24 protein-coding genes and 1 tRNA gene are annotated in these 25,800 nt (G+C 67.9%); 17 read left to right on the forward strand and 8 right to left on the reverse strand.

Annotation, left to right across the window (positions count from 1 at the left end; translation table 11 throughout):
* The first annotated feature begins 29 nt into the window (after positions 1–29).
* Positions 30–971: an oxidoreductase gene (locus tag ACYQ5L_RS03365; protein WP_459955392.1), complete on the forward strand. Its 942-nt coding sequence runs from the start codon at positions 30–32 to the stop codon at positions 969–971.
* Between the two features lie 39 nt (positions 972–1,010).
* Here the strand turns inward: ACYQ5L_RS03365 and ACYQ5L_RS03370 are convergent, their stop codons facing one another.
* Both ACYQ5L_RS03370 and ACYQ5L_RS03375 read right to left on the reverse strand, forming a co-directional pair.
* Entirely contained in the window at positions 1,011–2,492 is a 1,482-nt protein-coding gene (locus ACYQ5L_RS03370; RefSeq protein WP_459955393.1) for an alpha,alpha-trehalose-phosphate synthase (UDP-forming), read from the reverse strand.
* A gap of 3 nt (positions 2,493–2,495) precedes the next feature.
* Positions 2,496–2,666: a hypothetical protein gene (locus tag ACYQ5L_RS03375; protein ID WP_169814712.1), complete on the reverse strand. Its 171-nt coding sequence runs from the start codon at positions 2,664–2,666 to the stop codon at positions 2,496–2,498.
* A gap of 204 nt (positions 2,667–2,870) precedes the next feature.
* On the opposite strand from ACYQ5L_RS03375, the gene ACYQ5L_RS03380 reads away from it, so the two are divergent.
* The 5 genes from ACYQ5L_RS03380 to ACYQ5L_RS03400 all read left to right on the forward strand — a co-directional run bounded on the left by ACYQ5L_RS03380 (position 2,871) and on the right by ACYQ5L_RS03400 (position 6,677).
* A complete protein-coding gene (locus ACYQ5L_RS03380) occupies positions 2,871–3,704 on the forward strand; it encodes an alpha/beta fold hydrolase (RefSeq protein ID WP_379192535.1) in 834 nt (277 codons plus the stop codon).
* Between the two features lie 141 nt (positions 3,705–3,845).
* Positions 3,846–4,088, forward strand: coding sequence for an MbtH family protein (locus tag ACYQ5L_RS03385; RefSeq protein WP_019931522.1), 243 nt, complete (start codon positions 3,846–3,848; stop codon positions 4,086–4,088).
* Between the two features lie 171 nt (positions 4,089–4,259).
* Positions 4,260–4,331 (forward strand) — tRNA-Thr (locus ACYQ5L_RS03390).
* A gap of 139 nt (positions 4,332–4,470) precedes the next feature.
* Positions 4,471–5,199 carry a response regulator transcription factor gene (locus ACYQ5L_RS03395; protein ID WP_459955397.1) on the forward strand — a complete coding sequence of 243 codons (729 nt, stop codon included), beginning with the start codon at positions 4,471–4,473 and terminating at the stop codon, positions 5,197–5,199.
* A 17-nt stretch (positions 5,200–5,216) separates the two neighbouring features.
* Positions 5,217–6,677 carry a HAMP domain-containing sensor histidine kinase gene (locus ACYQ5L_RS03400; protein WP_459963313.1) on the forward strand — a complete coding sequence of 487 codons (1,461 nt, stop codon included), beginning with the start codon at positions 5,217–5,219 and terminating at the stop codon, positions 6,675–6,677.
* Here ACYQ5L_RS03400 and ACYQ5L_RS03405 read toward each other — a convergent pair.
* Positions 6,653–7,078 (reverse strand): HIT family protein, encoded by a 426-nt coding sequence (locus ACYQ5L_RS03405; protein ID WP_379192539.1) that lies wholly within the window; start codon positions 7,076–7,078, stop codon positions 6,653–6,655. The two genes, ACYQ5L_RS03400 and ACYQ5L_RS03405, sit on opposite strands and share 25 nt — an antisense overlap.
* A 39-nt stretch (positions 7,079–7,117) precedes the next feature.
* Positions 7,118–7,495, reverse strand: coding sequence for a PH domain-containing protein (locus tag ACYQ5L_RS03410; RefSeq protein ID WP_379192541.1), 378 nt, complete (start codon positions 7,493–7,495; stop codon positions 7,118–7,120).
* A gap of 204 nt (positions 7,496–7,699) precedes the next feature.
* Between ACYQ5L_RS03410 and purD the strand changes: the two genes are divergently transcribed.
* Positions 7,700–8,986 (forward strand): phosphoribosylamine--glycine ligase, encoded by a 1,287-nt coding sequence (gene purD / locus ACYQ5L_RS03415; protein ID WP_459955400.1) that lies wholly within the window; start codon positions 7,700–7,702, stop codon positions 8,984–8,986.
* Positions 8,987–9,048: 62 nt separating this feature from the next.
* On the opposite strand, the gene ACYQ5L_RS03420 is transcribed toward purD, so the two are convergent.
* Positions 9,049–9,954: a M23 family metallopeptidase gene (locus ACYQ5L_RS03420; protein ID WP_459963314.1), complete on the reverse strand. Its 906-nt coding sequence runs from the start codon at positions 9,952–9,954 to the stop codon at positions 9,049–9,051.
* A gap of 491 nt (positions 9,955–10,445) precedes the next feature.
* Here ACYQ5L_RS03420 and ACYQ5L_RS03425 point away from each other — a divergent pair, with 491 nt between their 5' ends.
* The 5 genes from ACYQ5L_RS03425 to ACYQ5L_RS03445 all read left to right on the forward strand — a co-directional run bounded on the left by ACYQ5L_RS03425 (position 10,446) and on the right by ACYQ5L_RS03445 (position 15,417).
* A complete protein-coding gene (locus tag ACYQ5L_RS03425; RefSeq protein WP_459955402.1) occupies positions 10,446–11,630 on the forward strand; it encodes a pyridoxal phosphate-dependent aminotransferase in 1,185 nt (394 codons plus the stop codon).
* Between the two features lie 163 nt (positions 11,631–11,793).
* Positions 11,794–12,399 carry a TetR/AcrR family transcriptional regulator gene (locus tag ACYQ5L_RS03430; protein ID WP_379192550.1) on the forward strand — a complete coding sequence of 202 codons (606 nt, stop codon included), beginning with the start codon at positions 11,794–11,796 and terminating at the stop codon, positions 12,397–12,399.
* A 34-nt stretch (positions 12,400–12,433) separates the two neighbouring features.
* Positions 12,434–13,855, forward strand: a complete 1,422-nt coding sequence (gene purB / locus ACYQ5L_RS03435; RefSeq protein WP_459955405.1) for an adenylosuccinate lyase — start codon at positions 12,434–12,436, stop codon at positions 13,853–13,855.
* A gap of 35 nt (positions 13,856–13,890) precedes the next feature.
* A complete protein-coding gene (locus tag ACYQ5L_RS03440) occupies positions 13,891–14,325 on the forward strand; it encodes an HIT family protein (protein WP_459955408.1) in 435 nt (144 codons plus the stop codon).
* A gap of 132 nt (positions 14,326–14,457) precedes the next feature.
* Entirely contained in the window at positions 14,458–15,417 is a 960-nt protein-coding gene (locus tag ACYQ5L_RS03445) for an alpha/beta hydrolase (RefSeq protein WP_459955410.1), read from the forward strand.
* Between the two features lie 129 nt (positions 15,418–15,546).
* Here ACYQ5L_RS03445 and ACYQ5L_RS03450 read toward each other — a convergent pair whose 3' ends face one another.
* Positions 15,547–15,762, reverse strand: a complete 216-nt coding sequence (locus ACYQ5L_RS03450) for a DUF397 domain-containing protein (protein WP_459955411.1) — start codon at positions 15,760–15,762, stop codon at positions 15,547–15,549.
* A gap of 465 nt (positions 15,763–16,227) precedes the next feature.
* Here ACYQ5L_RS03450 and ACYQ5L_RS03455 point away from each other — a divergent pair, with 465 nt between their 5' ends.
* On the forward strand, positions 16,228–18,387 hold the full coding sequence (locus ACYQ5L_RS03455; protein WP_459955412.1) for a S9 family peptidase: 2,160 nt from the start codon (positions 16,228–16,230) through the stop codon (positions 18,385–18,387).
* On the opposite strand, the gene ACYQ5L_RS03460 is transcribed toward ACYQ5L_RS03455, so the two are convergent.
* Positions 18,384–19,925 (reverse strand): APC family permease, encoded by a 1,542-nt coding sequence (locus ACYQ5L_RS03460; RefSeq protein WP_459955413.1) that lies wholly within the window; start codon positions 19,923–19,925, stop codon positions 18,384–18,386. The two genes, ACYQ5L_RS03455 and ACYQ5L_RS03460, sit on opposite strands and share 4 nt — an antisense overlap.
* Positions 19,922–21,436: a glutamate decarboxylase gene (gad, locus tag ACYQ5L_RS03465; RefSeq protein WP_459955415.1), complete on the reverse strand. Its 1,515-nt coding sequence runs from the start codon at positions 21,434–21,436 to the stop codon at positions 19,922–19,924. The genes ACYQ5L_RS03460 and gad overlap by 4 nt, the downstream gene beginning before the upstream one ends.
* Positions 21,437–21,568: 132 nt before the next feature.
* On the opposite strand from gad, the gene ACYQ5L_RS03470 reads away from it, so the two are divergent.
* From ACYQ5L_RS03470 to ACYQ5L_RS03485, 4 genes are read left to right on the forward strand one after another with little or no spacing between them, the layout of a single operon-like run.
* A complete protein-coding gene (locus ACYQ5L_RS03470) occupies positions 21,569–22,480 on the forward strand; it encodes a glutaminase (protein WP_459955416.1) in 912 nt (303 codons plus the stop codon).
* 59 nt (positions 22,481–22,539) lie between these two features.
* On the forward strand, positions 22,540–23,964 hold the full coding sequence (gene gadC / locus ACYQ5L_RS03475) for a glutamate/gamma-aminobutyrate antiporter GadC (RefSeq protein ID WP_459955418.1): 1,425 nt from the start codon (positions 22,540–22,542) through the stop codon (positions 23,962–23,964).
* Positions 23,961–24,416 carry a hypothetical protein gene (locus tag ACYQ5L_RS03480; RefSeq protein ID WP_459955420.1) on the forward strand — a complete coding sequence of 152 codons (456 nt, stop codon included), beginning with the start codon at positions 23,961–23,963 and terminating at the stop codon, positions 24,414–24,416. Before gadC ends, ACYQ5L_RS03480 begins: the two co-directional genes overlap by 4 nt.
* Positions 24,417–24,430: 14 nt before the next feature.
* Positions 24,431–25,792, forward strand: coding sequence for a dipeptidase (locus ACYQ5L_RS03485; RefSeq protein WP_459955421.1), 1,362 nt, complete (start codon positions 24,431–24,433; stop codon positions 25,790–25,792).
* Positions 25,793–25,800 lie beyond the last annotated feature (8 nt).

Genomic DNA, 25,800 nt, shown 5'->3' on the forward strand with positions numbered 1-25,800 from the left:
AGGGGGCCTCAGGTGTCAGGAAGATCGAGTTGGGTGACAAGAAGACGCCGTGGACCGCGGCCGACATACCGAATCTGCAGGGCCGCACCGCGATCGTGACCGGTGCGAGCGCGGGGCTCGGGCTGGAAACGGCTCGAATGCTCGCCGAGCACGGCGCTCACGTGGTGCTGGCCTGCCGCAATATCGAAAAGGCCGCCGGGGTGGCCGAACTGATTCGCAAAACCGCTCCGGCGGCCGAATTGGCCATCGTGCCACTGGATCTGGCATCCCAGGAATCGGTGCGCACCGCCGCGGCCAAGGTGCGCGCCGAGTTCGATCGGATCGATCTGCTGATCAACAATGCGGGCATGATCAGCCAGCAGCGCTCGGTCACCGAGGACGGGTTCGAAACCGCCTTTGCCGTCAATCATCTCGGGCCGTTCGCCTTCACCGGGCTGGTCCTGGATCTGCTGCGCGCCACGCCCGGTGCGCGAGTGGTGACCGTCAGCAGCGGCGGTTCCAAGGATTTCAAGCCCACCCTCGACCTGGACGATCTCTGCTACGAGCGGCGCAAGTACCGGCCGCTGCAGGCGTACGCGGCGTCGAAGCTGGCGAATCTGTTGTTCACCTTCGAATTACAGCGCCGGCTCAATGGCACCGATGCCGAATTGGAGTCGCTGGCCGCGCATCCGGGGGTGGCGCGCTCGGACTTCGCGGACAATATGGGCCCGGTCATCCGCTTCCTGCACCGGCCGTCGATCAGATGGACGACGGATTGGCTACTGCAACCGGCGGAGATGGGCGCGCTGCCGACGCTGCGCGCCGCAGTGGACCCCAAGGCCCGCGGCGGCGAATTCTACGGTCCCTCGGGCAAATTCCGCGGCTACCCGGAACTCGACCGGGCCGGGCAGGCGGCGCACGATCCGGAGCTGGCCGCTGCCCTGTGGGCCGAATCGGAGCGCCTGACCGGGGTGTCCTACACCTTCGACTGAGGGGTTGTGGCGCTGAGTCGCTCAGCGCCACAACCGTTGTCAGCGGCGCACGCCGGGATCGACGTCGTCGTCGGTGAGCAGTGCGCTGCCCGCCACCCGGTCCTGGGCCAGTGCGTCCAGGAAGGCGCGGGCCCAGCGGTCCACATCGTGGGTGAGCACCTGGCGGCGCAGCGAGCGCATACGACGGCGGCGGGTGTCGCGGTCGTCTTCGATGGCAGCCGCGATGGCCTCCTTGACGCTGTCCAGGTCATGCGGATTGCACAGGTAGGCCTGCCGCAATTCCGCTGCCGCGCCGGTGAACTCGCTCAGCACCAGCGCGCCGGACAGTCCGCCCTGGGCGGCCACGTACTCCTTGGCCACCAGGTTCATGCCATCGCGCAGCGGCGTCACCACCATGACGTCGGCGGCCACGAAGAACGAGATGAGCTCCTCGCGCGGGATGGGGCGGTGCAGGTAGTGCACCACCGGATAGCCCACGCGGGCGTACTCGCCGTTGATCCGGCCCACCTGGCGTTCGATATCCCCGCGCATCTGGATATAGGACTCGACCCGCTCGCGGCTCGGAGTGGCCAGCTGGACCATCACCGTGTCCGCGGGATCGACGCGGCCCTCGGCCAGCAATTCCTCCAGCGCGGCCAGGCGGATATCGATGCCCTTGGTGTAGTCCAGGCGATCCACACCCAGCAGGATGGTCTTCGGATTGCCCAGTTCCGCACGGATTTTCGCGGCCCGCTCGCGCACGCCGCGCCGCCGCGAGTACTCGTCCAGCTCGGTGGAGGCAATGGAGATGGGGAACGCGCCCACCCGCACGGTGCGGAAACCCACCTGCACCACACCGAGTTTGGAGCGCACGCCCACATTGCCGCGCGAAGTCGGCTGTCCGGCCAGCCTTCTGGCCAGGTACAGGAAGTTCTGCGCGCCGCCGGGCAGATGGAAGCCGATCAGGTCGGCGCCGAGCAGGCCCTCGACGATCTCGGTGCGCCACGGCATCTGCATGAACAGTTCCACCGGCGGGAACGGAATGTGCAGGAAGAAGCCGATGGTCAGATCCGGCCGCAGCATGCGCAGCATCTTGGGCACCAGTTGCAGCTGATAGTCCTGCACCCAGACGGTGGCGCCCTCGGCGGCCACCTTGGCGGTGTGCTCGGCGAAGCGCCGGTTCACCTGCACATAGGCCTGCCACCAGGTGCGGTCGTAGACCGGCCGCACGATCACATCGTGATACAGCGGCCACAGCGTGGCATTGGAGAAGCCCTCGTAGTAGTCGGCGACCTCGCCGGAGGACAGCGGCACCGGATGCAGTTCCAGACCGTCCTCGACGATCGGGTCGATATCCACATCCGGAACGCCGGCCCAGCCGACCCAGGCGCCCTTGTTATTGCGCAGCACCGGCTCCAGTGCGGTCACCAGGCCGCCGGGACTGCGCTTCCAGCGGGTGGTGCCATCGGGTAGTCGTTCCAGGTCGACCGGTAGCCGGTTGGCGACGACGACGAAACCCGAGCCGGAGCTATCCGGGTTCACGGGTCATTCGCCTCGCGCGTTCGGACCGATGCCCAGCATCGACAGCAGCATGCGGCACTCGTCGGCGTCGGTGGCGTAGGCGGCCACCACGCGCTGAGCCTGACGGGCGGTCTCATCGGCGAGCGGTTCCAGATCGTCGTCCGCGATGTCGTTGGCGCTGCTCTTCGCGGCCATCATCATGTCCTCTCGGGGAGTTTGCCTCGGTTACGAGAGTTCCATCGTATCTGCCACCGTATCGGGAACCGTCCGCTCGGTGCAGAGCGAGCTCGAACTGTGTCTGGACCGGGGCGTTCGCCGCCGGGCCGAAACGGACCGGGCGGGGAACCGATACGGTGGGCGGAAGCAGCAGTCGCACGTCCTGATGAAGGGGTCACAGCAATGCCGTTGGCAACGGTGAACGGAATCTCGCTGAACTACCAGGTCAAGGGGGACCGAGCCAAGGGCACCGACGTCAAGGGCGGCGGGCCGCTGGTCGTCATGATCATGGGCACCGGCAGCCCGGGCCGGGTGTGGGAACTGCACCAGGTGCCCGCGCTGGTCGCGGCCGGATACCGGGTCTGCACCTTCGACAATCGCGGTATCGCACCCTCTTTCGAGGCCGCGCAGGGCATGACCATCGACGAGCTGGTGCGCGACACCGCCGCGCTCATCGAATTCCTGGACGAGGGACCGGCGCTGGTCGTCGGCCAGTCCATGGGTTCGCGCGTGGCCCAGGAACTCGCCCTGGCCCGTCCGGAGCTGGTGCGCAAGGCCGTCTTCCTGGCCGGGCACGCCCGCCTCGACCAGTTCCAGAAGACGCTCTCGCTGGGCGAGCACGAATTCGACGCCTCCGGGGTGCGGCTGCCCGCCAAGTACGAGGCCGCCATCACCGCGCTCATGAACCTGTCCCCGGCCACCATGGCCGACACCAATGCCGCGCGGGACTGGCTGGATCTGTTCGAGTTCACCGGCGGCCCGGTGTCGCCGGGCGTGCGCGCGCAGCGGCGGATGGACCATGATTTCGACCGCACGGCGGCGTATCGGGGTATCACCGTGCCGTGCCTATCGGTCGGTTTTGCCGATGACCGGATGATCCCGCCGTACCTGTCGCGCGAGGTCGCCGAGGTCATTCCGGGCGCCCGCTATCAGGAAGTCCCCGATGCCGGCCACTTCGGCTATCTGGAACGCCCGGAGACGGTGAACAAGATCCTGCTGGATTTCTTCGCTGGGTGAAGGTAACCGCCCTGGCGTAACGCCCGCCTTGCTAGGGTCGAATCCAACGTCGGGGGTTCGCTCCTGTGCTGTGGGCCAAACCAGCACCGGAATCGATCCTTCAGCGTTCCCGTACACAGCGCCAGTATCCAGTGAGGTGAAATGAGCACCAATCCTTTCGACGACGAAGACGGCCGGTTCTTCGTCCTGGTCAACGACGAGGAACAGCACTCCCTGTGGCCGGCCTTCGCCGAGGTTCCGGCGGGTTGGCGAGTCGTATTCGGCGAGGACTCCCGTGCCGCGTGCGTGGAGTACGTCGAGAAGAACTGGACGGATATGCGTCCGAAGAGCCTGCGTGACGCCATGGCCGCCGATGATGCGGCACGTCAGGCGGCTCAATCCTAGACAGCTGCGGTTAGCCCGATACTGCGCAGAACGGCTTCCGAATACGGCCGCGCGGTGCCACAAGCCCCGCGCGGCCGTACTTCGGCCCCGCCCGCTGAGGTATCGGCCCCACCGGGCACCCCGGCTTTTTCCGCGGAGCCGGTCCGCCTGGTTATGATGGGCACCGCTTCCGCCTCCCTAGCTCAGTGGTAGAGCACCGCTCTTGTAAAGCGAAGGTCGTCGGTTCAATCCCGACGGGGGGCTCGATGGGCCGCTGCCGCGATACGCGGCAGCGGCCCTGTTCTTTCCACGCGTAAGCCGGCTTTACAAGGCAACCGTCGTTCCCAGGAAACTCCCAGCGAAGCTACAGGGAGTTCGCGGCGGGCCATCGCAGGATGAGTGCATGACAGGCCTGCCCGCGGCGCGCGAACCCGAAGCCAGAATCCTGGTCGTCGACGACGAGCCGATGATCGTCGAGCTGCTCGCGGTCAGTCTGCGGTTTCAGGGCTTCGAGGTGGCCACGGCGGGGACCGGGACCGAGGGGCTGGATCGGGCGAGGACCTTCCGGCCGGACGCGCTGATCGTGGACGTGATGATGCCGGGCATGGACGGGTTCGGGCTGCTGCGGCGGTTGCGGGCCGACGGGATCGAAGCGCCGGTGTTGTTCCTGACGGCGCGGGACGAGGTGGACGACAAGATCACCGGGCTCACGCTGGGGGCCGACGACTATGTGACCAAGCCGTTCAGCCTGGAGGAGGTGGTGGCGCGGCTGCGGGTCATCCTGCGGCGTGCGGGACCGGCCGCGCCGGAGGAGAAGTCGTCGCGCCTGCGGTTCGCCGATATCGAGCTGGACGACGACACCCACGAGGTGTGGAAGGCGGGGGAGCCGGTCGCCCTGTCGCCCACCGAGTTCACGCTGCTGCGGTATTTCCTGGTCAATGCGGGAACGGTGCTGAGCAAGCCGCGGATTCTGGATCACGTGTGGCGCTACGACTTCGGCGGCGAGGTCGGGGTGGTGGAGACCTATGTGTCCTACCTGCGGAAGAAGGTGGACACCGGGCCGGAACGGTTGATTCACACGCTGCGCGGGGTGGGATACGTCATGCGGGAACCCCGGCCGGTGCCGAAGTGAGCGCAGCCGCTGCCGGAATGACCGTGCGGGAGCGGGTTTCGCGGCGGCTGGCGGCGGTGCCGCTGCGCACCACGCTGGTGGTGGCGCTGGTCGCGCTGGTGGGCGTCGGGCTGCTGGTCTCCGGGTTCGTGGTGACCACCCTGATGCGGAACGTGCTCCTGGATCGCCTCGATCAGCAGCTGTACGAGGCGGCCACCACCTGGGCCTCGCCGCGCGCGAAACCGCCGGAACCCCTCCCCGAACCGCCGGACCACAAGGAGCGGCCGCCCAACCTTTTCTATGTGCGCGTGCAGGATTCGGCGGGACAGGTGACGCTGCTGCTCGATATCGGCAATCGGCAGCCGGATGTCCCCGCCGATCTCGGACCACGACCGGTCACGGTCGGCTCGGTGGGCGACGCGAGCGAGAAATGGCGAGTGCTGCAGGTGCGCAACGACAATGGCGCCAGCACGGTAGCGCTGCGACTGGACGGCACGCAATCCATCCTGGAGCGATTGGTGCTGCTGCAGGCGGTGATCGGGGCGCTGGTGCTGGCCGTGCTGGCGGTCCTGGCGCGCCTGGTGATCCGGCGCAGCCTGCGGCCGCTGCGACAGGTCGAGCAGACGGCCGCGGCCATTGCGGGCGGCGATCTGAACCGGCGAGTTCCGGTGCGCGGCACCGATACCGAGGTCGATCACCTCTCGCAATCGCTGAACACCATGCTCACCCAGATTCAGCAGGCCTTCGCGACCACCGCGGCCTCGGAGGAGGCGGCGCGGGCCTCGGAGGCGAAGATGCGCCGGTTCGTCGCCGACGCCAGCCATGAACTGCGCACGCCGCTGACCACCATCAGAGGCTTCTCGGAGCTGTATCGGCAAGGCGCGCTGACCGATTCCGGCGCGCTCATGGATCGCATCGAACACGAATCCCACCGGATGGGACTACTGGTCGAGGACCTGCTCATGCTGGCGCGGCTCGACGCGCACCGGCCGGTGGAGCGGAAGCCGGTGGATCTGCTGGCGCTGGCCAGCGATGCCGTGCACAGCGCCCGCGCGGTCGCGGCGGTGCGGCATCCGGAGGAGCCGCGGCGGCGGATCGGATTGGAGATCGGTTCCGGTGCGGGCACCTTGGAGGTGCTCGGCGATGCGCCGAGGCTGCGGCAGGTGCTGGCGAATCTGATCGACAACGCGCTGGTGCACACCCCGGTGAGCGCCGCGGTCACCGTCCGGCTCACGCCCGCCGCGGACGAGGTGCTGCTGGAGGTGAGCGATACCGGGCCCGGCCTGGAACCCGAGCAGGCCGAGCGGGTCTTCGAACGCTTCTATCGCACCGACGCCTCCCGCAGCCGGGAGCGCGGCGGCACCGGCCTGGGGCTGTCGATCGTGCAGGCGCTGGCCACCGCGCACGGCGGTACGGTCGCGGTGACCAGCGTCCCCGGCGAAGGCGCGACCTTCACCGTGCGGCTGCCCAGGGCTCAGGCCGGCACATTGGCCCCGTAGCCGAGATCGCGCAGCGCCTGCTTGATCTTGGCCTGGGCCTCGTCGAGGGATTCCTTGCTCGGATCCGGATCCGCGCCGGTGATATCGAAATCACCGAGCTCGAAGGCCGGGAAGACGTGCACGTGCAGATGCGGTACCTCCAGCCCCGCGATCAGCAGGCCCGCGCGCGGCGCGTCCCACGCCGCCCGCACCGCCTGGCCGATCTTCTGGGCGAGGGCGGTCATCCGCGCGAAGGTCTCCGGATCGACGTCCTGCCACTGGTCGATCTCCTTGCGCGGCACCACCAGCGTGTGACCCTGCGTCACCGGGGCGATGGTCAGGAAGGCGACGAATTCGTCGTCCTCCCAGACGAAGCGGCCCGGCAGCTGGCCGTTGATGATTGCGGAGAAAACAGAAGCCATGCCCGGAGATTACGCGGAAACCCGCGCGGGCGGCTCCACCTACACCGCCACGAAATGCGACAGGATGCCCTGCACCTCATAGATGTCGACCTGGCGGTTGAACCGCTTCTGCAGCGGCTCGCCGGTGCCCGCGATCCAGATCATCAGCTCGGCGTCCAGGTCGAAGGTGCCCGCGGTCTCCACCGAGAAGTGCGTGATGGCCCGGTAGGGAACGCTGTGATAGCTCACCTTGCGGCCGGTCAGACCCTGTTTGTCGACCAGGATGAGGCGGCGATTGGTGAACAGCATGGCATCGCGCACCAGCAGGTACGCCGCATAGATCTGTTCGCCCTGACCGAGTAACTTGCCGTACTCCTGTTGTGCGCCCGCGGGATCGATGCGTCCCGCATTGCCCATGATTCCGTCGATCAAGCCCATAGCAGGCACATCCTCTGATCGCTCGCGGTGACGGTCGCCACCGTCCATCATCCCCGGCGCGGTCCGCTCGCGCATACCGGCTCGACCTCCCCGGGTATTGTTCGCGGGCTCCTGACCGTGAGATATCGCGTTCACGCACCAGCTCGGTGCGAGCCTGCGTAACCGCCATGATCAGTGTCTGAGGCACCCTCTAAGCTTTCGGTCGTGCGCGTACTCGTCATCGGCTCCGGAGCCCGTGAACATGCCCTCGTCCTCGCCCTGCGCAAAGACCCGGCGGTGAGCGCCGTGTACGCGGCGCCCGGCAATGCGGGCATCGCCCAGCACGCCGAGGTGCGGCCGGTGGACGCCTCCTCCGGTGCGGAGGTGGTGGAGCTGGCGCGGGAGCTCGCGGCCGATCTCGTGGTGGTCGGGCCGGAGGTGCCGCTGGTGCTCGGCGTCGCGGATGCGGTGCGCGAGGCCGGAATCGCCTGCTTCGGGCCGTCGGCCGCCGCCGCGCGCATCGAGGGCTCCAAGGCGTTCGCCAAGGATGTGATGAACGCGGCCGGTGTGCGCACCGCGCACAGTGAGATCGTCGATCATCCCGGTGAGCTGGACGCGGCGCTGGACCGGTTCGGGCCCACCTGGGTCGTGAAGGACGACGGGCTCGCCGCCGGTAAGGGCGTCGTGGTGACGGCCGACCGGTCGGTGGCCCGCGAGCACGGCGCCGAACTGCTCGAGCAGGGCCATCCGGTGCTGCTGGAGTCCTTCCTCGACGGTCCCGAGGTATCGCTGTTCTGCCTGGTCGACGGTGAGACCGTGGTGCCGCTGCTGCCCGCGCAGGACCACAAGCGGGTCGGCGACGGGGACACCGGGCCGAACACCGGCGGTATGGGGGCCTACACGCCGCTGCCGTGGCTGCCGGAGGAGACCCTCACCGCCATTGTCGATGATGTGGTGAAACCCGTTGCGGCGGAAATGGTTCGTCGGGGCGTGCCGTTCAGCGGCCTGCTGTACGCGGGCCTGGCCATCGGCCAGGCCGGACCGGCCGTGGTCGAATTCAACTGCCGCTTCGGAGATCCCGAGACTCAGGCCGTGCTGGCCATGCTCGACAGCCCGCTCGGCGAACTGCTGAACGCCACCGCCACCGGCACCCTCGACCGGGTCGCCGCGCCGCGCTGGAAGGACGGCTCCGCGGTCACCGTCGTGCTGGCCGCCGAGAACTACCCGGCCCGCCCGCGCACCGGAGATGTCATCACCGGCGCCGAATCCTCCGGCACCGGAACCGAGTCCGAGGTCCTGCACGCGGGCACCGCACAGCGGGCCGACGGCGCGCTGGTCTCCGCCGGCGGCCGCGTGCTCGCCATTGTCGGCCAGGGCGCCGATCTCGAGGAGGCGCGCAAGAACGCCTACGACCGGCTCGCCACCATCAAGCTGCCCGGCGGGCACTTCCGCACCGACATCGCGCTGGCCGCCACCGAGGGCCGCATCAGCGTTCCCGAACCCGCGGTCTGAGCCTTCCCGCCTCTCGATGTCCCGCCCCTCGCGTGTTCGCGAGGGGCGGCGTCGTTTCCGCGTCAGCCGAGGCGCAGGCCGTGCAATGCCAGCCAGGCCTGCGGATCCACTCGCTGCCCGTTTTGGATGATCTCGAAATGTAGATGCGGGCCGGTGGAATCACCGCGGTTTCCGATGCGGGCGATCTGCATGCCCGCCGGGACGCGCTCGCCGACCGAGACGAAGAAGTCGTACATGTGCCCGTAGACCGAGATCGTCCCGTCGTCGTGCCGGATCTGGACCCACAGCCCGAACCCCTGCGCCGGTCCGGCCGCGACGACCGTGCCCGCCGCCACCGCGTAGATCGGTGACCCGAGCGGCGCGGCGATATCGATGCCCGCGTGGAAGGTGCCCCACCGCGGCCCGAATCCGGAGGTGAACGCGCCTCGGGCGGGCAGCGTGAACGCACCCACCCCCGGCAGTACGAAGGTGGGGTCGGTGCCCGCCGTCATCCACGGCTGATACTCCCCGGCCACCGCCGCGGCCGCCTCCGCCTTGGCGCGCTCCAGCGTATTGCGCGCCGCGGCCGCCACCACCGCCTGCTCACGAATCCGCTCGCCATTGGCGATGGCATCCAGATACCGCTTGGTCGTCGAGGCGGGCATCTGCACCTGCAAGGGATACGCCGTCGGAACCCGCAGCGCCACACCGGGTTCCACCGCCGCATCAATGGGAATCCGCCCGAGGGTGCTGTCCGCCCCCGCGAAGACGAGCACCGCCGTGACCCCGGCGATCAGCGCCCGATGCCGCAACGCCCACTCCCGCGCCACCGGCGCCTGCCGCCGCACCTCGTCCCGGCCTCGCCCGACGAGTTCCGTCACCTCCGCGCGAGACCTGGGCCGCCGCGCCCACAGCGCCACGCCCTGATCCCGCGCCCGCGGTGCGCGCGCACGTGCCCACGCCACCCCGTTCGCGGCTGCCCGCGCCATCCGTGCGCTCTGCTCCCGCGGCCCGTGACCGCGCGGTCCCGTCAGTTCCGAGCGCACCCCCGGGACGTAGCTGCCCTCGCCGACCCGAAACCCGTGGTCCCGGTCGGCAGCGTCCGCATCCGAGCTTCGATCGCTCGTAGCGGCCCCGTCGTCCGCGTCGTCCGACTCGGCGACGGCGAGCTCGCGTGATGCGGCCGGGTCCACGTCATCCGGCGGCACCCGGGCGGCGCGCTCGGCTCCGTTCCCGTGCGCGGCCGGCGCGGCGGGCGGGGTTCCTTGTGCGGCGGGCTTGCTCCCGTTGGCGGGCGGAGCCGTCGCGGACGGGGCGGCAGCAGATGGTCGCTTTCCATTGGTCTCGGGCCCGGCGGGCGCGGATCGGCGCGCCGCCGAGGTCTCCTCGGTGGTCTTTCCCCCCGGCACGAATCCCTCCTCAGCCATTCCAGGGGCCATTAGGGGACAGGCGGGGGAGCGGGTGCTCTACCGTCTGTCTCGTGCGTATCGAATCTCGCCGGTCGACCATTCCACCTTTCTACGTGATGGACGTCTGGAAAGCAGCAGCTGAACGGGCCCGGACACACGGGGATGTGCTGGTGCTGGCCGCGGGGCAGCCGTCCACGCCGGCGCCGCGCGCGGTGCTGCGGGCGACCCGGCAGGCAATGGACAGCGAATTGCTGGGATACACCGAGACTTTCGGAATCCTGGAGCTGCGACAGGCCATTGCCGAGCATCATCGGTCCACCTACGGGGTGGCGGTGGACGCCGAGGACGTGGTGGTGACGACCGGGTCGTCGGGCGCGTTCACGCTCATCTTCCTGGCGGCGTTCGATCCGGGGGACACCGTGGTGGTGGCCCGGCCGGGCTATCCGGCGTACCGGAATACGCTCACCGCGCTGGGCTGCGCGGTGGTGGAGCTGGACTGCGGGCCCGAGACCCGGTTCCAGCCGACGGTGGCCATGCTGGAGGCGCTGCCGGAGCCGCCCGCGGGCCTGATCGTGGCGAGCCCGGCCAATCCGACCGGCACCATGATCGCCCCGGAGGAGCTGGCGGCGCTGGCCCGCTGGTGCGATGAGCACGGCACGCTGCTCATCTCCGACGAGATCTATCACGGCATCGTCTACGACGACACGGGTGGGAGCAGGGAGGGATCGGACACAGCGCCGACCGCCTCGGCGTGGGAGACCTCCCGCGAATCCGTGGTGATCGGTTCGGTCTCCAAATACTTCTCCATGACCGGCTGGCGGCTGGGCTGGATGCTGGTGCCCGCCGCGCTGCGCCCGGCCCTGCAGCGGCTGGCCTCGAATATGACCGTGTGCCCGCCGGCCATCTCGCAGTACGCGGCCGTGCACGCCTTCGGCGCGGAGGCCAAGGAGGAGCTCGACGGGCATGTGCGCCGCTACGCCGCCAACCGTCAGCTGCTGCTGTCGGGACTGCCGAAACTGGGTATCACCGATCTCGCTCCGGCCGACGGCGCGTTCTACGCGTATGCGGATATCGCTCACCTGACCGATGATTCGATGCGCTGGTGCACCGAGGTGCTCGACCACACCGGGGTGGCGCTGGCGCCCGGCATCGACTTCGACACCGTCAACGGCCTGCACACGGTTCGCTTCTCGTTCGCCGGGGCCAGCGCCGATATCGAGGAAGCGCTGGACCGGTTGGAACGCTATATGGCCTGATCTGCCAAGACTTTCCGGTCTCGCCCCCGAGCCCGCACAGATGCGGTACAACAGCAGTATCGCGTTTCCGCACGGCTCGTCCGATCGCCCACGAACCTGGGAATCCCCACAGATCGCACAGATTTGGCACAGATGAACCGATGATGACTGGCACGATTGCACCGTGACCACTGCGACGACTCCGAAAGGCGAACGGCGTCGCCAAGCGCTGGTTTGTGCTGCCGCCGAGCTGTTGCTCGAGGGCGGCTTCGAAGCGGTCCGGCACCGCTCGGTGGCGACCCGGGCGGAGCTGCCGCTGGCATCCACCACCTACTACTTCGACTCGCTCGAGGATTTGATCGCCCGCGCGGTGGAGTTCTCCGGCAATGCCGAATTGGAGGCCATGCGCCGGCGCGTGGGGGAGGTGACCCATCGCCGCCGCGGCGCCGAGGCCACCGTGGATCTGATCCTGGATCTGCTCGTCGGCCCGGAGAATCCGGACGAGGACGCCCGCGGCCAGCTCATTGCCCGCTACGAACGCTCGGTCGCCTCCGCCCGCCATCCCGAACTACGCGAGGTGCAGCTCCGACTACGGGCCCAGCTCGACGAGTTGCTGGGCGACGTGCTGCGCCGGTCCGATCGGGTGGTTCGGGCCGAGCAGACGCGCAGGCTGGTGGCGGTGGTGGACGGGGCGGTGGTGACCGCCCTCGGCGAGGCGGATCCGCAACCGCGGCGGATGGCGCGCGGGGCGCTGCTGGAGATCATCGACATTGTCGCTCCGCCCGCGTAAGCGAGCCGAATCGCCGCCGGTAAACTGGCCAAACGTGAGTCTTGTGCCGAACGTCCTCGCCACCCGTTACGCCAGCCCCGAGTTGGTGCGCCTGTGGTCGCCGGAGAACAAGATTGTTCTCGAGCGGCGGCTGTGGCTGGAGGTGCTGCGCGCCCAGTCCGAACTGGGAGTGGACGTTCCGGCCGGTGTGGTCGAGGACTACGAGCGCGTCATCGATCGGGTCGATCTGGCCGCCATCGCCGAGCGCGAGCGCGTCACCCGCCACGATGTGAAGGCCCGCATCGAGGAGTTCAACGCCCTGGCCGGGCACGAGCACGTGCACAAGGGCATGACCTCCCGCGACCTCACCGAGAATGTCGAGCAACTGCAGATCCGCCTGTCGCTCGAGCACGTCCACGACCACGGCATCGCCATCGCCGCCCGCCTCACCGAGCGCGCCGCCGAATATCAGTCCCTGGTCATGGCCGGGCGCTCGCACAATGTCGCCGCCCAGGCCACCACGCTGGGCAAGCGCTTCGCCTCGGCCGCGGACGAGCTGCTCATCGCCCTCACCCGCCTGCGCGAACTCATCGACCGCTACCCGCTGCGCGGCATCAAGGGCCCCATGGGCACCGCCCAGGACATGCTCGACCTGCTCGGCGGCGATGCCGCCAAGCTCGCCCAGCTGGAGCAGAAGGTCGCCCACCACCTCGGCTTCAAGAACGTCCTGACCAGCGTCGGCCAGGTCTACCCCCGCTCGCTCGACCACGACGTGCTCGCCACGCTGGTCCAGATCGGCGCGGGCCCCTCGTCCTTCGCGCACACCATCCGCCTGATGGCCGGGCACGAACTCGTCACCGAGGGTTTCCAGCCCGGCCAGGTCGGCTCCTCGGCCATGCCGCACAAGATGAACACCCGCTCCGCCGAGCGCGTCAACGGCCTGCAGGTGGTGCTGCGCGGCTACGGCTCCATGGCCGCCGAACTGGCCGGTGCGCAGTGGAACGAGGGTGACGTGTTCTGCTCGGTGGTCCGCCGCGTGGCGCTGCCGGACGCCTTCTTCGCCGTCGACGGCATGATGGAGACCTTCCTGACCATTCTCGCGGAGTTCGGCGCCTACCCGGCCGTCATCGACCGCGAACTCAATCGCTACCTGCCGTTCCTGGCCACCACCCGCATCCTCATGGCCGCGGTGCGCGCCGGCGTCGGCCGCGAGACCGCCCACGAGGTCATCAAGGAGCACGCGGTGGCCGTGGCCCTGGCCATGCGCGAGCAGGGCCGCGAACCCGATCTGCTGGACCGCCTGGCCGCCGACGAGCGCATGCCGCTGGATCGCGCCGCGCTCGACGCGGCGCTCGCGGACCGTTCCGCGTTCATCGGCGCCGCCGAAGCGCAGACCGCGGCGGTCATCGCCCAGGTGCAGAAGCTGGTCGAGGCCAATCCGGAGGCGGCCCGCTACACCCCGTCGCCAATCCTCTAGGGGCGTCCGGATTCTCCGGCCCTAGGCTGCCGGACATGAATCCGTACACGATCTTCTCCGACATCGTCGCCGGTCGTGCACCCGCCAGCCGGGTGTACGAGGACGAGGATGTGCTGGCGTTCATGGATATTCGGCCGCTGACGCCCGGACATGTCCTGGTGGTTCCCAAGATTCCCGCGCGGAGTCTGGCCGAACTCGATCCGGCGTTGGGCGGCAAGCTGTTTCAGGTGGGGCAGCGGGTGGCGGCGGCGCTGCGGGACTCCGAGGTCGGCTGTGACGGGGTGAACTTCTTCCTGGCGGACGGGGTGACCGCGGGCCAGGAGGTGTTCCATGTGCATCTGCATGTGATTCCACGCACTCCAGGTGATGGGTTCGGATTGCGGGCGCGGCCCACCTCGCCGGCGCGGGCGGACCTGGATTACCTCGCCGGATCCATTCGGGGCGCGTTGGGAAGAACCGCTGGCAAGTAATAGCCGAAGTGCATTACCATATCCGAACCGACTGGTTTGCCAAGGACACGCCAAAACCTGAATCTTCCTCGGGGCGACCGTCTCTCGAGTTACGTTGAACGGCGTTCTTGGTGGGCTGATGGAGGTGGGGACATGCGCAGAAGAGTCGTTGCCGCAGCGATTTTCACGATCGCCGCAAGTTTGCTGAGTCCGGCGCTGGCGTCCCCGCCAACCGCGAGCGCGGCCCAGGTGCTCCGCGTCGACGACCTCAGCCCCACCCGCTCCACTCTGTTCATCGATTCCACCGCCATGGGCCGCACCATCCAGGTCCAGGTGCTGCATCCGGCCGGAGGCGGCGCCCGGCCCAGCTACTACCTGCTCGACGGGCTGGACCCCGGCGCGGGGCAGAGCACCTGGACCAATGCCACCGATGCCGAACCCTTCTTCGGCGGCAAGAACGTGAACGTGGTGCTGCCCATGGGCGGGCAGGCCAGCTACTACACCGACTGGATCGCCGATGATCCGCGCTTCGGCCGGTACAAGTGGGAAACCTTTCTGACACAGGAACTTCCGCCCATTATCGACAGCTATTTCGCCGGCAATGGCGTGAACGCCATCGGCGGGCTGTCCATGGGCGGCACCGCGGCATTCGTACTGGCCGTACGGCATCCGAACCTGTACCGCGCCGTCGCCGGGTACAGTGCCTGCCCCGATCTCGCCATCGCGCAGGGCGGCATGCTCTTCTCCATCGCGAATCGCGGTGGCAATCCGTTCAATATGTGGGGCGGCCCCGCGGATCCGGCCTGGGCCGCGCACAATCCGGCGGTTCTCGCGGATCGGCTGCGCGGCAAGACCCTCTACCTCTCCACCGGCACCGGCCTGCCGGGCCCGCACGAGCTGGAGATCAAACCGCAGCTGCCGGAGAACATCTTCTTCGGTGGGCCCATCGAATTCGGTGTGAACGCCTGCGTCACCGCTTTCGAACAGCGGTTGCGCGAGTTGAGCATTCCGGCGCGCATCGACCACAGCCCGGTGGGCACGCACTCATGGTCGTACTGGCAGGACACGCTGCACGCATCCTGGCCGACCATCGGCGGTGCGATCGGCGCGTAGGCTCCGGCCCCCGCGCACAGCGCTACGGCGCGATGATCTCGACGCTCGCCATCCGGGCTGCCGGATGTCGTGCCCACCGGCGCGCGCACCGAGACCGGTGCGCCGCCGATGGCCGCGACGTGAATCCGATCAGCTTGCGGGACGGTTGAATTCGCCGTCCTTGGCGCCGGCCACGAAGGCCTTCCACTCGCCCGGTGTGAAGATCAGCACCGGCCCCTCCGGATTGCGGGAATCCCGCAATCCGACATTTCCACTGGCCAGAAAGGCGATTTCGACGCCATCGGCCTGGTCGTCACTGCGCCGCCAGACGGCATCGGGCTCGATCTCGCGGTTCTTCGCTTCCACTTCCGGACACTCCCTGTGCGATCGCTGCGAAGTACTGGACGGTGATGTAGATCGCACTCATCATGCCAGTGTTTGCGAGCGGCACGGATCGGATATTCCATTCTGTGTCAGCGGAAGGAGGTATGTGGTGCGCACGCCATGGTCCCCGCAGCGAGCCGCTCCCATCTCCGATAGCTGTGATGTCGTACCCGCGCGGTTCACGGTGGAGATGGCGCACAGCATTCTGCGGATTCATAGAAGTTGTCCGACCGACCAGTGTGCTCGACGCAAAGCGGCGGTCTTCTTCCTCTACGATCAGCGGCAGCATTCGGCGAACGGGCGTTCGCACCGCCGATAGCCTTCTGATCATCGGCTCGCTCCTCGAGCGCTCGCCATCGGCCGGGCGCTCGGATCATTTCACCGGCCTTTCGCAGCTGGACGCGGGTCCGGCGGGCTGCTGTCGCGGGGCACCACTAACGTGGACGCATGGCTTTGGACAGTGGTAGCGCGACCTCACAATCCGGCGCGATCGTGACGGCGCCGATCGCCAAACGGGTGCCGACCGAGCGCGTGCACCACGGTGACGTCTTCATCGACCAGTACGAGTGGCTGCGGGACAAGGAGAACCCGGAGGTCATCGCGTATCTGGAGGCGGAGAACGCCTATACCGACGCGCAGACCGCGAAGCTGCGGCCGCTGCGGGAGAAGATCTTCGAGGAGATCAAGGGCCGCACCCAGGAAACCGACCTGTCGGTGCCTACCCGCATGGGTGACTACTGGTACTACTCGCGCAGCTTCGAGGGCAAGCAATACGGCGTGCACTGCCGCTGCCCGATTGCCGACAAGAACGACTGGACCCCGCCACAGCTCGAGGTCGGGACCGAGGTGCCCGGCGAGCAGGTGCTGCTGGATTCCAACGAACTGGCCGAGGGCCACGACTTCTTCGCGCTCGGCGCCTTCTCCATCAGCCACGCCGGCGATCTGCTGGCCTTCTCCGTCGACACCGTCGGCGATGAGCGCTATGTGCTGCGCTTCAAGAATCTGGAGACCGGTGAACTGCTGGCCGACGAGATTCCCGGCACCGCACCCGGCGCGACCTGGTCGCTCGACGGCACGCACGTCTTCTATCAGACCGTCGACGAGTCGTGGCGGCCCGACACCGTGTGGCGGCATCGGCTGGGCGCCGCCCAGGACGCCGACGTCAAGGTCTTCCACGAGCCGGACGAGCGCTACTGGGTGAGCATCGGCGCGACCCGCTCGGAGAAGTACCTGGTGGTGTGGGTCGGCTCCAAGATCACCAGCGAGGGCTGGATCCTGGAGTCCGACAATCCCGAAGGCGAGTTCCGGGTCCTGCTGCCGCGCCGCGAGGGCGTCGAGTACTCGGCCGAGCACGCGGTGGTCGGCGGCGAGGACCGCCTGCTCATCCTGCACAACGATGTCGTCGACGGGGTGAAGGCGGAGAACTTCGTGCTCGCCGAGGCGCCGGTCTCGGATCCGGCGAACCAGACCATTCTCATCCCGCACCGCGACGATGTGCGCCTGGAGGACGTCGACGCCTTCTCCGACAAGCTGGTGCTCAGCTACCGCCGCGAGGCGTTGCCGCGGGTGGCGGTCTGGCCGCTGACGCCCGAGGGCTACGGCGAGCCGAAGGAGATCGACTTCGAGCTCGAGCTCTTCGCCGCCGGTCTGGGCTCCAATCCGGAATGGGAGCAGCCCACCCTGCGGGTGGGCCTGACCTCGTTCATCACCCCGATGCAGGTCTTCGACTACGTGCCCGAGACCGGCGAGCTGCTGCTCCGCAAGGAGCAGCCGGTGCTCGGCGGGTACGACGCCGGAGACTATGAACAGCATCGGGATTGGGCGGTCGCCGCGGACGGCACCCGCATCCCGATCTCCATCGTGGTGCGCAAGGACGCCCCGGCCGGTCCGAAGCCGTTGCTGCTCTACGGATACGGCTCCTACGAGGCCAGCATCGACCCGGGCTTCTCGGTGGCGCGCCTGTCCATGCTGGACCGCGGCATGGTGTTCGCGGTCGCCCACGTGCGCGGCGGCGGCGAGATGGGCCGGCTCTGGTACGAGAACGGCAAGACCCTCACCAAGAAGAACACCTTCACCGACTTCGTCTCCTGCGCAAGGCATCTCATCGACACCGGCGTCACCGCCCCCGATCGCATGATCGCCGACGGCGGCAGCGCCGGCGGCCTGCTCGTCGGCGCGGTGGCCAACCTGGCGCCGGAGCTGTTCACCGGCATCCTGGCGAATGTGCCGTTCGTGGACCCGCTGACCTCCATCCTGGATCCCTCCCTCCCGCTCACCGTCATCGAGTGGGACGAGTGGGGTAATCCCTTGGCGGACAAGGACGTCTACGACTACATGAAGTCCTACTCGCCGTACGAGAACGTCGAGGCCAAGGACTACCCGGCCATCCTCGCCATCACCAGCCTCAACGACACCCGGGTCCTGTACGTCGAACCGGCCAAGTGGGTGGCCGCCCTGCGCGCCACCAAGACCGGCCACTCCCAGCTGCTGCTGAAGACCGAGATGTCCGCCGGCCACGGCGGCGTCAGCGGCCGCTACGAGAAGTGGAAGGAAGTGGCCTTCGAATTCGCCTGGGTCCTCGACACCGTCGGCCTCGCCGACCGCTAGGCGCCGGGGCCGAGCGCTCTGGCCTTCACATCCTCCGGCGCGGCCCAGCCGGGTTTGCGGAGGCGTTCGACGACCATCGGGACCAGGCAGAAGAAGACGGTGCCGCCGGCGACCAGGGCAACATAGGTCGCCGGATTGCCGATGGGGAGTTGCGAGGGCGGGACGAAGGCCGTCACCAGGGCGAACGCCATTGCGGCGAAGCCGGTTCCGGCGCAGGCCCAGATGCCGGCCTTACCACCGGGGACCTTGAAGGGGCGTTCCAGGTCGGGCCGGGTGTAGCGGAGCCGGATGGCCGCGGCGTACATGAAGAGATAGATGATGATGTAGATGCCCACGGCCATGGCGGTGATGAGGAAGAAGGCGCTGCTCACATCCGTCATGAAGAAGTAGGGGGCGCACAGGACGGTGACCATGACGCCCTGGACGATCAGAATATTGGATTGCACCCCACGGGAATTCACCTTCTGCAGGATCGGCGGGAGCATGCCGTCGTGGGCGGTGGCCAGGACGCCGCGGCTGGGGCCGGTGATCCAGGCCAGGGTGCCGGCGAGGGCGCCGTAGGCGATCAGGGCCGCCAGGACGAGAACCGGCCAGCCGATATTCATCAGGGTGCCGAAACCGGAAGTGAGGGCGTCGAATACGCCGGAGTTCAGGTTGATCCTGTCGTAGGGGAGAATGCCCGCGACCGCCAGCGCGCCGAGGGTGAAGATGGCGGCCGAGGCGACGGCGGCGATCATGATGACCACGGGGTACTGGCGGCCCGGATTGCGCAGCTCGGTGGCGTGCACCGCCTGCGACTCGATACCGGTGAAGTTCTCCAGGATATTGCCGAGGAACGCCAGGGCGGACAGGCCCGCGATGTAGGGCATGAAGCGGGGCGCGTCGTGGCCGTCGCGCTCGACGGTGACCGCCGGATCGGTGGTGTGCTCCCAGCCGATGGTGTGCCCGCCGAGCACCCACCAGAGGAACAGGCCCAGCAGGATGAGACCGGGAATCGCAGTGCCGAGCAGGAACCCGGCCTGAGTCACCTTGGCCGCCAGCTGATTTCCGGCCAGTGCGACCAGGGTGCAGGCCCAGTAGGCGATGACCGAGAAAACGCCGACGTAAATGTGGTCCTGCGCCATCTCGGGTCTGTCGATGGCGAAAGCGACACCGGCGGCGGCGAAGCTCAGTCCGGTGGGGAAGAAGACCATGGCCTGCAGCCAGGACAGGAAGATCACCCAGAAGCCCACCTTCTTGCCGAAGGCCCCGCTGATCCAGGCGTAGAGACCACCGGCCTTGCGGCCGAACGCACTGCCGAGTTCGGCCGACACCAGGCCGGCCGGAATCAGGAAGAGCACCACGGAAAAGCCGATGTAGAAGAACATGGTCAGTTCTTCCTTGGCCATCGCGGGCAGGCCGCGCAGGCTGGTGACAATGGCCGCGGCGGTGGTGAAGCCGAGGGCGACCGTGCTCAGGTATCTGGTGCTCGACGGCGCACCGGCGCCGGGCGCCGCCACACTCCGGCCCGCCGCACCGGCGCGATGCGCGCCGCTCACGACTTCGCCTTACCCGCAGAGGATTTCGCCCTCTTGCCGCCGCCCTTGCCGCCGGATCCGTTGGTTTTCGCCTTGGTCGCAGCGGTTGTGGACTTGCCGGATCCTGCTGTCGTCCGTGCCGGCGGCGCTTTCGGTGTCGGCACGGCCGCGGTCGCGCTGTGCGTGAACCCGCCCGCGTCCTCACGGGTGAGCGAGGTTCGCAAGGGATGCGCGTGCAGCTGCTTCATGCCGCGCTGCACATCCGCGAGCAGCAGGTCGGCCATGTCGTAGGTGAACCCGTGTCGCAGCACCGCCCGCATGATGGTCTCGTTCTCGCGATCGGCGGGCAGCGGATAGGCGGCGATGAGCCAGCCGCGGGTGCGCAGCCGGTCGGACAGGTCGTAGAGGTTGAAATTCTCCTTACCGGACAACCGCCAGGACACCGCCGTGATCCCGCGCCGCGGATCGGCATCGTGGATCAGCTCGAAGGGCCCGACCTCGGTCAATCCCTTGGCCAGATGCTGACCGGCGGCGTAGATGGCGGACTGCACGCGCCGATATCCGGTGCGCCCCAAGCGAATGAAGTCGTAGTACTGGGTGATGGCCTGTCCGCCCGGGCGGGAGAAGTTGAGATTGAAGGTGGCCATGGAGCCGCCGAGATAGTCGACATTGAAGATCAGGTCCCGCGGCAGATCCGCGGCCGTGCGCCAGACGGCCCAGCCCGCGCCCAGCGGCGCCAGCCCGGTCTTGTGCCCGGAGGCATTGATGGATTTCACCCGCGGCAGCCGGAAATCCCACACGATCTCCGGAGCGCAGAACGGCGCCAGGAAGCCGCCGCTGGCCGCGTCCACATGGATCGGGATGTCCAGCCCGGTCCGGGCCTGCAGGTCGTCGAGGGCCTTGCTGACGCCCTCGACGTCCTCGAACAGCCCGGTGAAGGTCTGCCCGAAGGTCGGCACCACCATGATGGTGTTCTCGTCGCAGTAGGCGGCCACATCGTCGGGATGCATGGTGTACCGCGCGCCGCGCAGCGGGACCTGCCGGATCTCCACATCGAGGTAGCGGGCGAACTTCTCCCAGCACACCTGGACCGGACCGCACACGAAGTTCGGCATGCCCGTGCCGCCCCGCGCGCGCCAGCGGAACTTCGCCGCGAGCCCGCCCAGCATGGCCGCCTCGCTGGAACCGGTGGTGGAGGTGCCCAGGGTGCGCTCGGCATCGGGCGAATGCCACAGATCGGCCAGCATGCGCACGCCGCGCCGTTCGAGTTCGGCGGTCTGCGGGTATTCGTCCTTGTCGACGATGTTCTTGTCGAGGCATTCGTTCATGAGCCGCCGCGCCTGGTCGTCGACCCAGGTGGTGCAGAAGGTGGCCAGGTTCATCCGGGAGACGCCGTCGAGCAGCAGCTCGTCGTGCACGATCTGGTAGGCGACCTGGGGATAGATCTCCTGCTCCGGAAATCCGTGACGCGGCGCCGGGCGTTTGATGCCGGGCATCGCGTAGAGGTCGTCGGGGTCCAGATTGCCGGTCATCGGGGCCTCCACAGTGTTCGCGACTGCTGTTTGCCGAGAAGAACGCGCCAGTTCCCGATCCATCGAAACTGGTTGAGCAAGCTACCGTTTCGTAATCCAGAGATAGTTGCTGAACAGTTACTATTCAGCACTATGGACTATCGGCATGTCATCGAGCAGGTGATGTCCGCCACGGCGCCGCATATCGGGGAGGGTGCGGTCGCCGACTACATTCCGGGTCTTGCCGAGGTTGATCCCAAACAGTTCGGATTCGCTGTCGCCACCGTCGAGGGAAAGCTCTATACCGGCGGTGACGTGGATGTTCCCTTTGCGATCGAGAGTATTTCCAAGGCCTTCGCACTCGCGCTGGTGCTCGCCCGCCAGGACGGCGGCATCTGGAAGCGGGTGCGGCGCGAGCCTTCCGGGATGGCCTTCAATGACCTGATCGAACTCCAGTTGGAGAACGGCATTCCGCGCAATCCCTATATCAACCCCGGCGCCATTGTGGTCGCTGATCAGTTGCTGGCAGATACCGGCGATGCCGTGGCCGCACTGCGCGACCTCCTGCGGGCCGAGACCGGCAATCCGGCGCTGGACGTGGACAGCGTCATCGCCGAATCCGAACTGTGCACCGGGGATCGCAATCGGGCCATCGCCTACCTCATGGCGAGCTTCGGGAATATGCGCAACAGCGTGGAACTCGCCCTGGACCACTACTTCCGGCAGTGCTCGTTCAATATCACCTGCGCGGAACTGGCCAAGGCCGGGCTGCTCATCGCCCGGCACGGCCTGCGCGCCGACGGCAGCCGCCTGCTCAGCCGCGACGACGCCCGGCACATCACCGCGCTCATGACCATGTGCGGCACCTACGACGGCGCGGGCGAATACGCCTACCGCATCGGCCTTCCGGTCAAGAGCGGGGTGGGCGGCGGACTGCTCGCCGTGGTACCGGGCCAGTGCTCGGTCGCCGCCTGGGGGCCCGGACTCGACGCCAAGGGCAACTCGGTCGCGGGCGCGGTGGCGCTGGAGACCTTCGCGCGCGTCGGCCAATTCTCGGTGTTCTGAATCTCGTTCCAGCTCTGCGTTTTCCGCGTTCGATCGTACGGTTTCGGAAAGGATCGGCGATGACTGGCACGGCGAGCAAGCCGGCGACGGCCACCAACTACATCTCCTGGGTGACCCTGGCCCTCATGACCACGAGTTCGGTGGCCAGCCTGCGGGCCTCGCCGACCATGGCCGTCTACGGATTGGCCTGTGTATTCCTGTATCTGGTGCCCGCGCTGCTGTTCCTGCTGCCGACCGCCTTCGTGGCGGCCGAACTGGCGTCGGGCTGGGCGGGCGGAGTCTACAAATGGGTGGGGGAGGGCCTGTCCCAGCCCATGGGCTTCCTGGCGGTGTGGTGCCAGTTCGCCATGACCATCTTCTACTACCCGAGCCTGTTGGCCTATGTGGCAAGCACTTTCGCCTACATCATCAACCCCTCGCTCGCGGCCAACGGCGTATACGTGGCGATCGTCATCATCACCATCTACTGGGCGGCAGTCTTCGTATCCTCGCAGGGCACCAAAACCGTTGCGGGACTATCGAGTATGGGACTGATCATCGGCACGCTGGTGCCCGGTGCGCTGCTGGTGATCCTAGGCTTCGTCTTCCTCGCCCAGGGCAATGAGCCCGCCGCGCCGATGGACGCCGCGCATCTGTTCCCGGCCTGGACCGGGCTGGCCAGCCTGGTGCTGATCGTGAACAACTTCCTGTCCTACGCAGGCATGGAGATGAACGCGGTGCACGTGTCCTCGCTGCGCGATCCCGGCAAGGAGTACCCGAAGGCCATGGCCATGGCGGTCGGCCTGGTGCTGATCATCTTCATCGTCCCGGCCGTGGTGATCAGCTGGGTGGTGCCCGCGCAGAACCTGTCCCTCACCGCCGGCGTCATGCAGGCCTTCGACGGGTTCTTCAACCACTTCGGCATCGGCTTCCTGACGCCGGTGCTCGGCGTCATGCTGGTGGCCGCGGCATTGGGCGGCATGCTCACCTGGCTGGCCGGGCCGTCGAAGGGGCTGCTGCTCATCGGGCGCAAGGAGGGGTATCTGCCGCCCGTGCTGACGCGGGTGAACAAGCATGGCGTACAACAGAACATGCTGGTGGCCCAGGGCATCGTGACCACGCTGCTGGCCCTGCTGTACGCCTTCATCCCCGATGTCTCCAGCGCCTACTGGATCCTGTCGGTGATCACCACCCAGGTCTATCTGATCATGTACGTGCTCATGTTCGCGGCCGCGATTCGCCTGCGCCGCAACCAGCCAGACCATCCGCGCGGCTACCGGGCCCCGGCCCTGATCGCGCTGTGCGGGCTGGGCACCGTCTCCTCGGTCGCGGCCTTCCTCATCGGATTCGTGCCGCCCTCGCAGTACGGCAGCGGCAGCGCGCTCGGCTACGTGCTCGTCATCGGTCTCGGTATGGGCATAGTCGGGCTGCTGATTCCGTTCCTGTTCTTGAAGTTCCGCAGACCCGGCTGGAAGACCGATGTCCCCGAGGAGGCCCTGGCATGACCGACACCGGCGGCGCGCCCGAAAGCGTGCGGCGGACAACGTATCTCATGGTCGCGGTGATCCTGGTGGCGGTCGCGGTCATCGGGGTGATCATCTTCCGGCAGGAGCGCGGTTCCGATGCCGCGCTGCGCAAGGCGGAGGTGCTGCGGTCCCGGCTCACCGAGGCCGGGCTCGCGGCCCCGGAACCGCGCGTGATCGCCGATTCCCTCGGCGCCGACGGCGGGCTGGTGTGCCAGGATCCGGAGTCGCCGCTGATCAAGGCGCGCTATCAGGCGGCCATCAGCAATGGCGCCAGCGGTCCGGGCAGCCGGCCGGTCATCGCGGATGGCGACATCTTCACCGCCACCGCCCTGGCCATCGAAACCTACTGTCCGGACAAGCTGGCGTCGTACCTGCAGGAAACCGGCACTCTGCGAACGAGTGACACGGTGAAATCGGAGACGGACAACTGAAACAGGAGACGTGAATGACCGAGAAAGAGCTCCGCGCCGCCGTGCAGGGCCTCATGCCGCGCGCGAAACAGGATCTCGCCGAACTGGTTTCGTACAAGTCGGTGTACGACGCGCGGCAGTTCCCGATCGAGGAATGCGAGAAGGCCGCGCGGTGGGTGGCCGACGCCTTCGCCGCCGAAGGGCTCACCGATGTGGGGCTGCACGAGACCTCCGACGGCAGCAAGGCCGTGGTGGCGCGGCGTCCCGGCCCGCCCGGAGCGCCGCACGTGCTGCTCTACTGTCACTACGACGTGCAGCCGCCGCTGGACGAAAAGGCTTGGCGCACACCGGTATGGCAGCTCACCGAAAAGGACGGCCGCTGGTACGGCCGGGGCGCGGCCGACTGCAAGGGCAATATCATCATGCATCTGACCGCCCTGCGCGCGCTGCGGCAGATCGGCGGTGACGACTACCCGGTGGGAATCACCCTCGTCGCCGAGGGTTCCGAGGAGCAGGGCGCCGGCGGGCTGGAGGACTTCGTCCCCGGGCACGCCGACCTGCTGCGCGCCGACACCATTCTGGTCTGCGACTGCGGCAATTTCGCCGTCGGCGTGCCGACCTTCACCGAAACCCTGCGCGGCAATGTGAATGTCGTGGTCACCATCGAAACCCTCGCCGGGGAAATGCATTCCGGCATGTTCGGCGGCGCGGCCCCCGACGCCCTCGCGGCCCTCATCCACGTGCTGGCCACCCTGCGCGACAAGGACGGCAACACCACCGTTTCCGGTCTGAGCAATGACCAGAAGTGGGACGGCGTCCAGTACCCGGAGGATCAATTCCGCGCCGATGCGGGCGTTCTCGACGGCGTCGATCTGGTCGGCTCCGGCACTGTCGCCGATATGCTCTGGGCCCGACCGGCTTTGACCGTCCTCGGCATCGACGCGCCCGGGGTGGTCGGCTCCGCGGCCGCCATTCAGCCCCGCGCGGCGGCGCGCATCAACCTGCGCATCCCACCCGGCATCGATCCGCAGCAGGCGCTGAAAGCCCTGACCGCCCACCTCGAATCGAACACACCCTGGAACGCCAAGGTCACCGTCGAGAAGGAGGCCACCGGCGCACCCTTCCGCTCCGCCACCGGCGGTCCGGCCCGCACCGCCATGGAGGCCGCCTTCGAGGCCTCCTACGGCCGCCCCGCCACCACCCAGGGCCAGGGCGGATCCATCCCGCTCTGCAATGTCTTCGCCGACACCTACCCGGACGCGGAGATCATGTTGATGGGTGTGGAAGAACCGAAGTGCCTCATCCATGCCCCGAACGAGAGTGTCGATCCGACCGAGATCGAGCACATGGCCCTGGCCGAGGCGCTGTTCCTGGCTTCTTACCGCCGGACGACTTGATACGGTGG

It is taken from the genome of Nocardia sp. IFM 10818, from assembly GCF_054655275.1.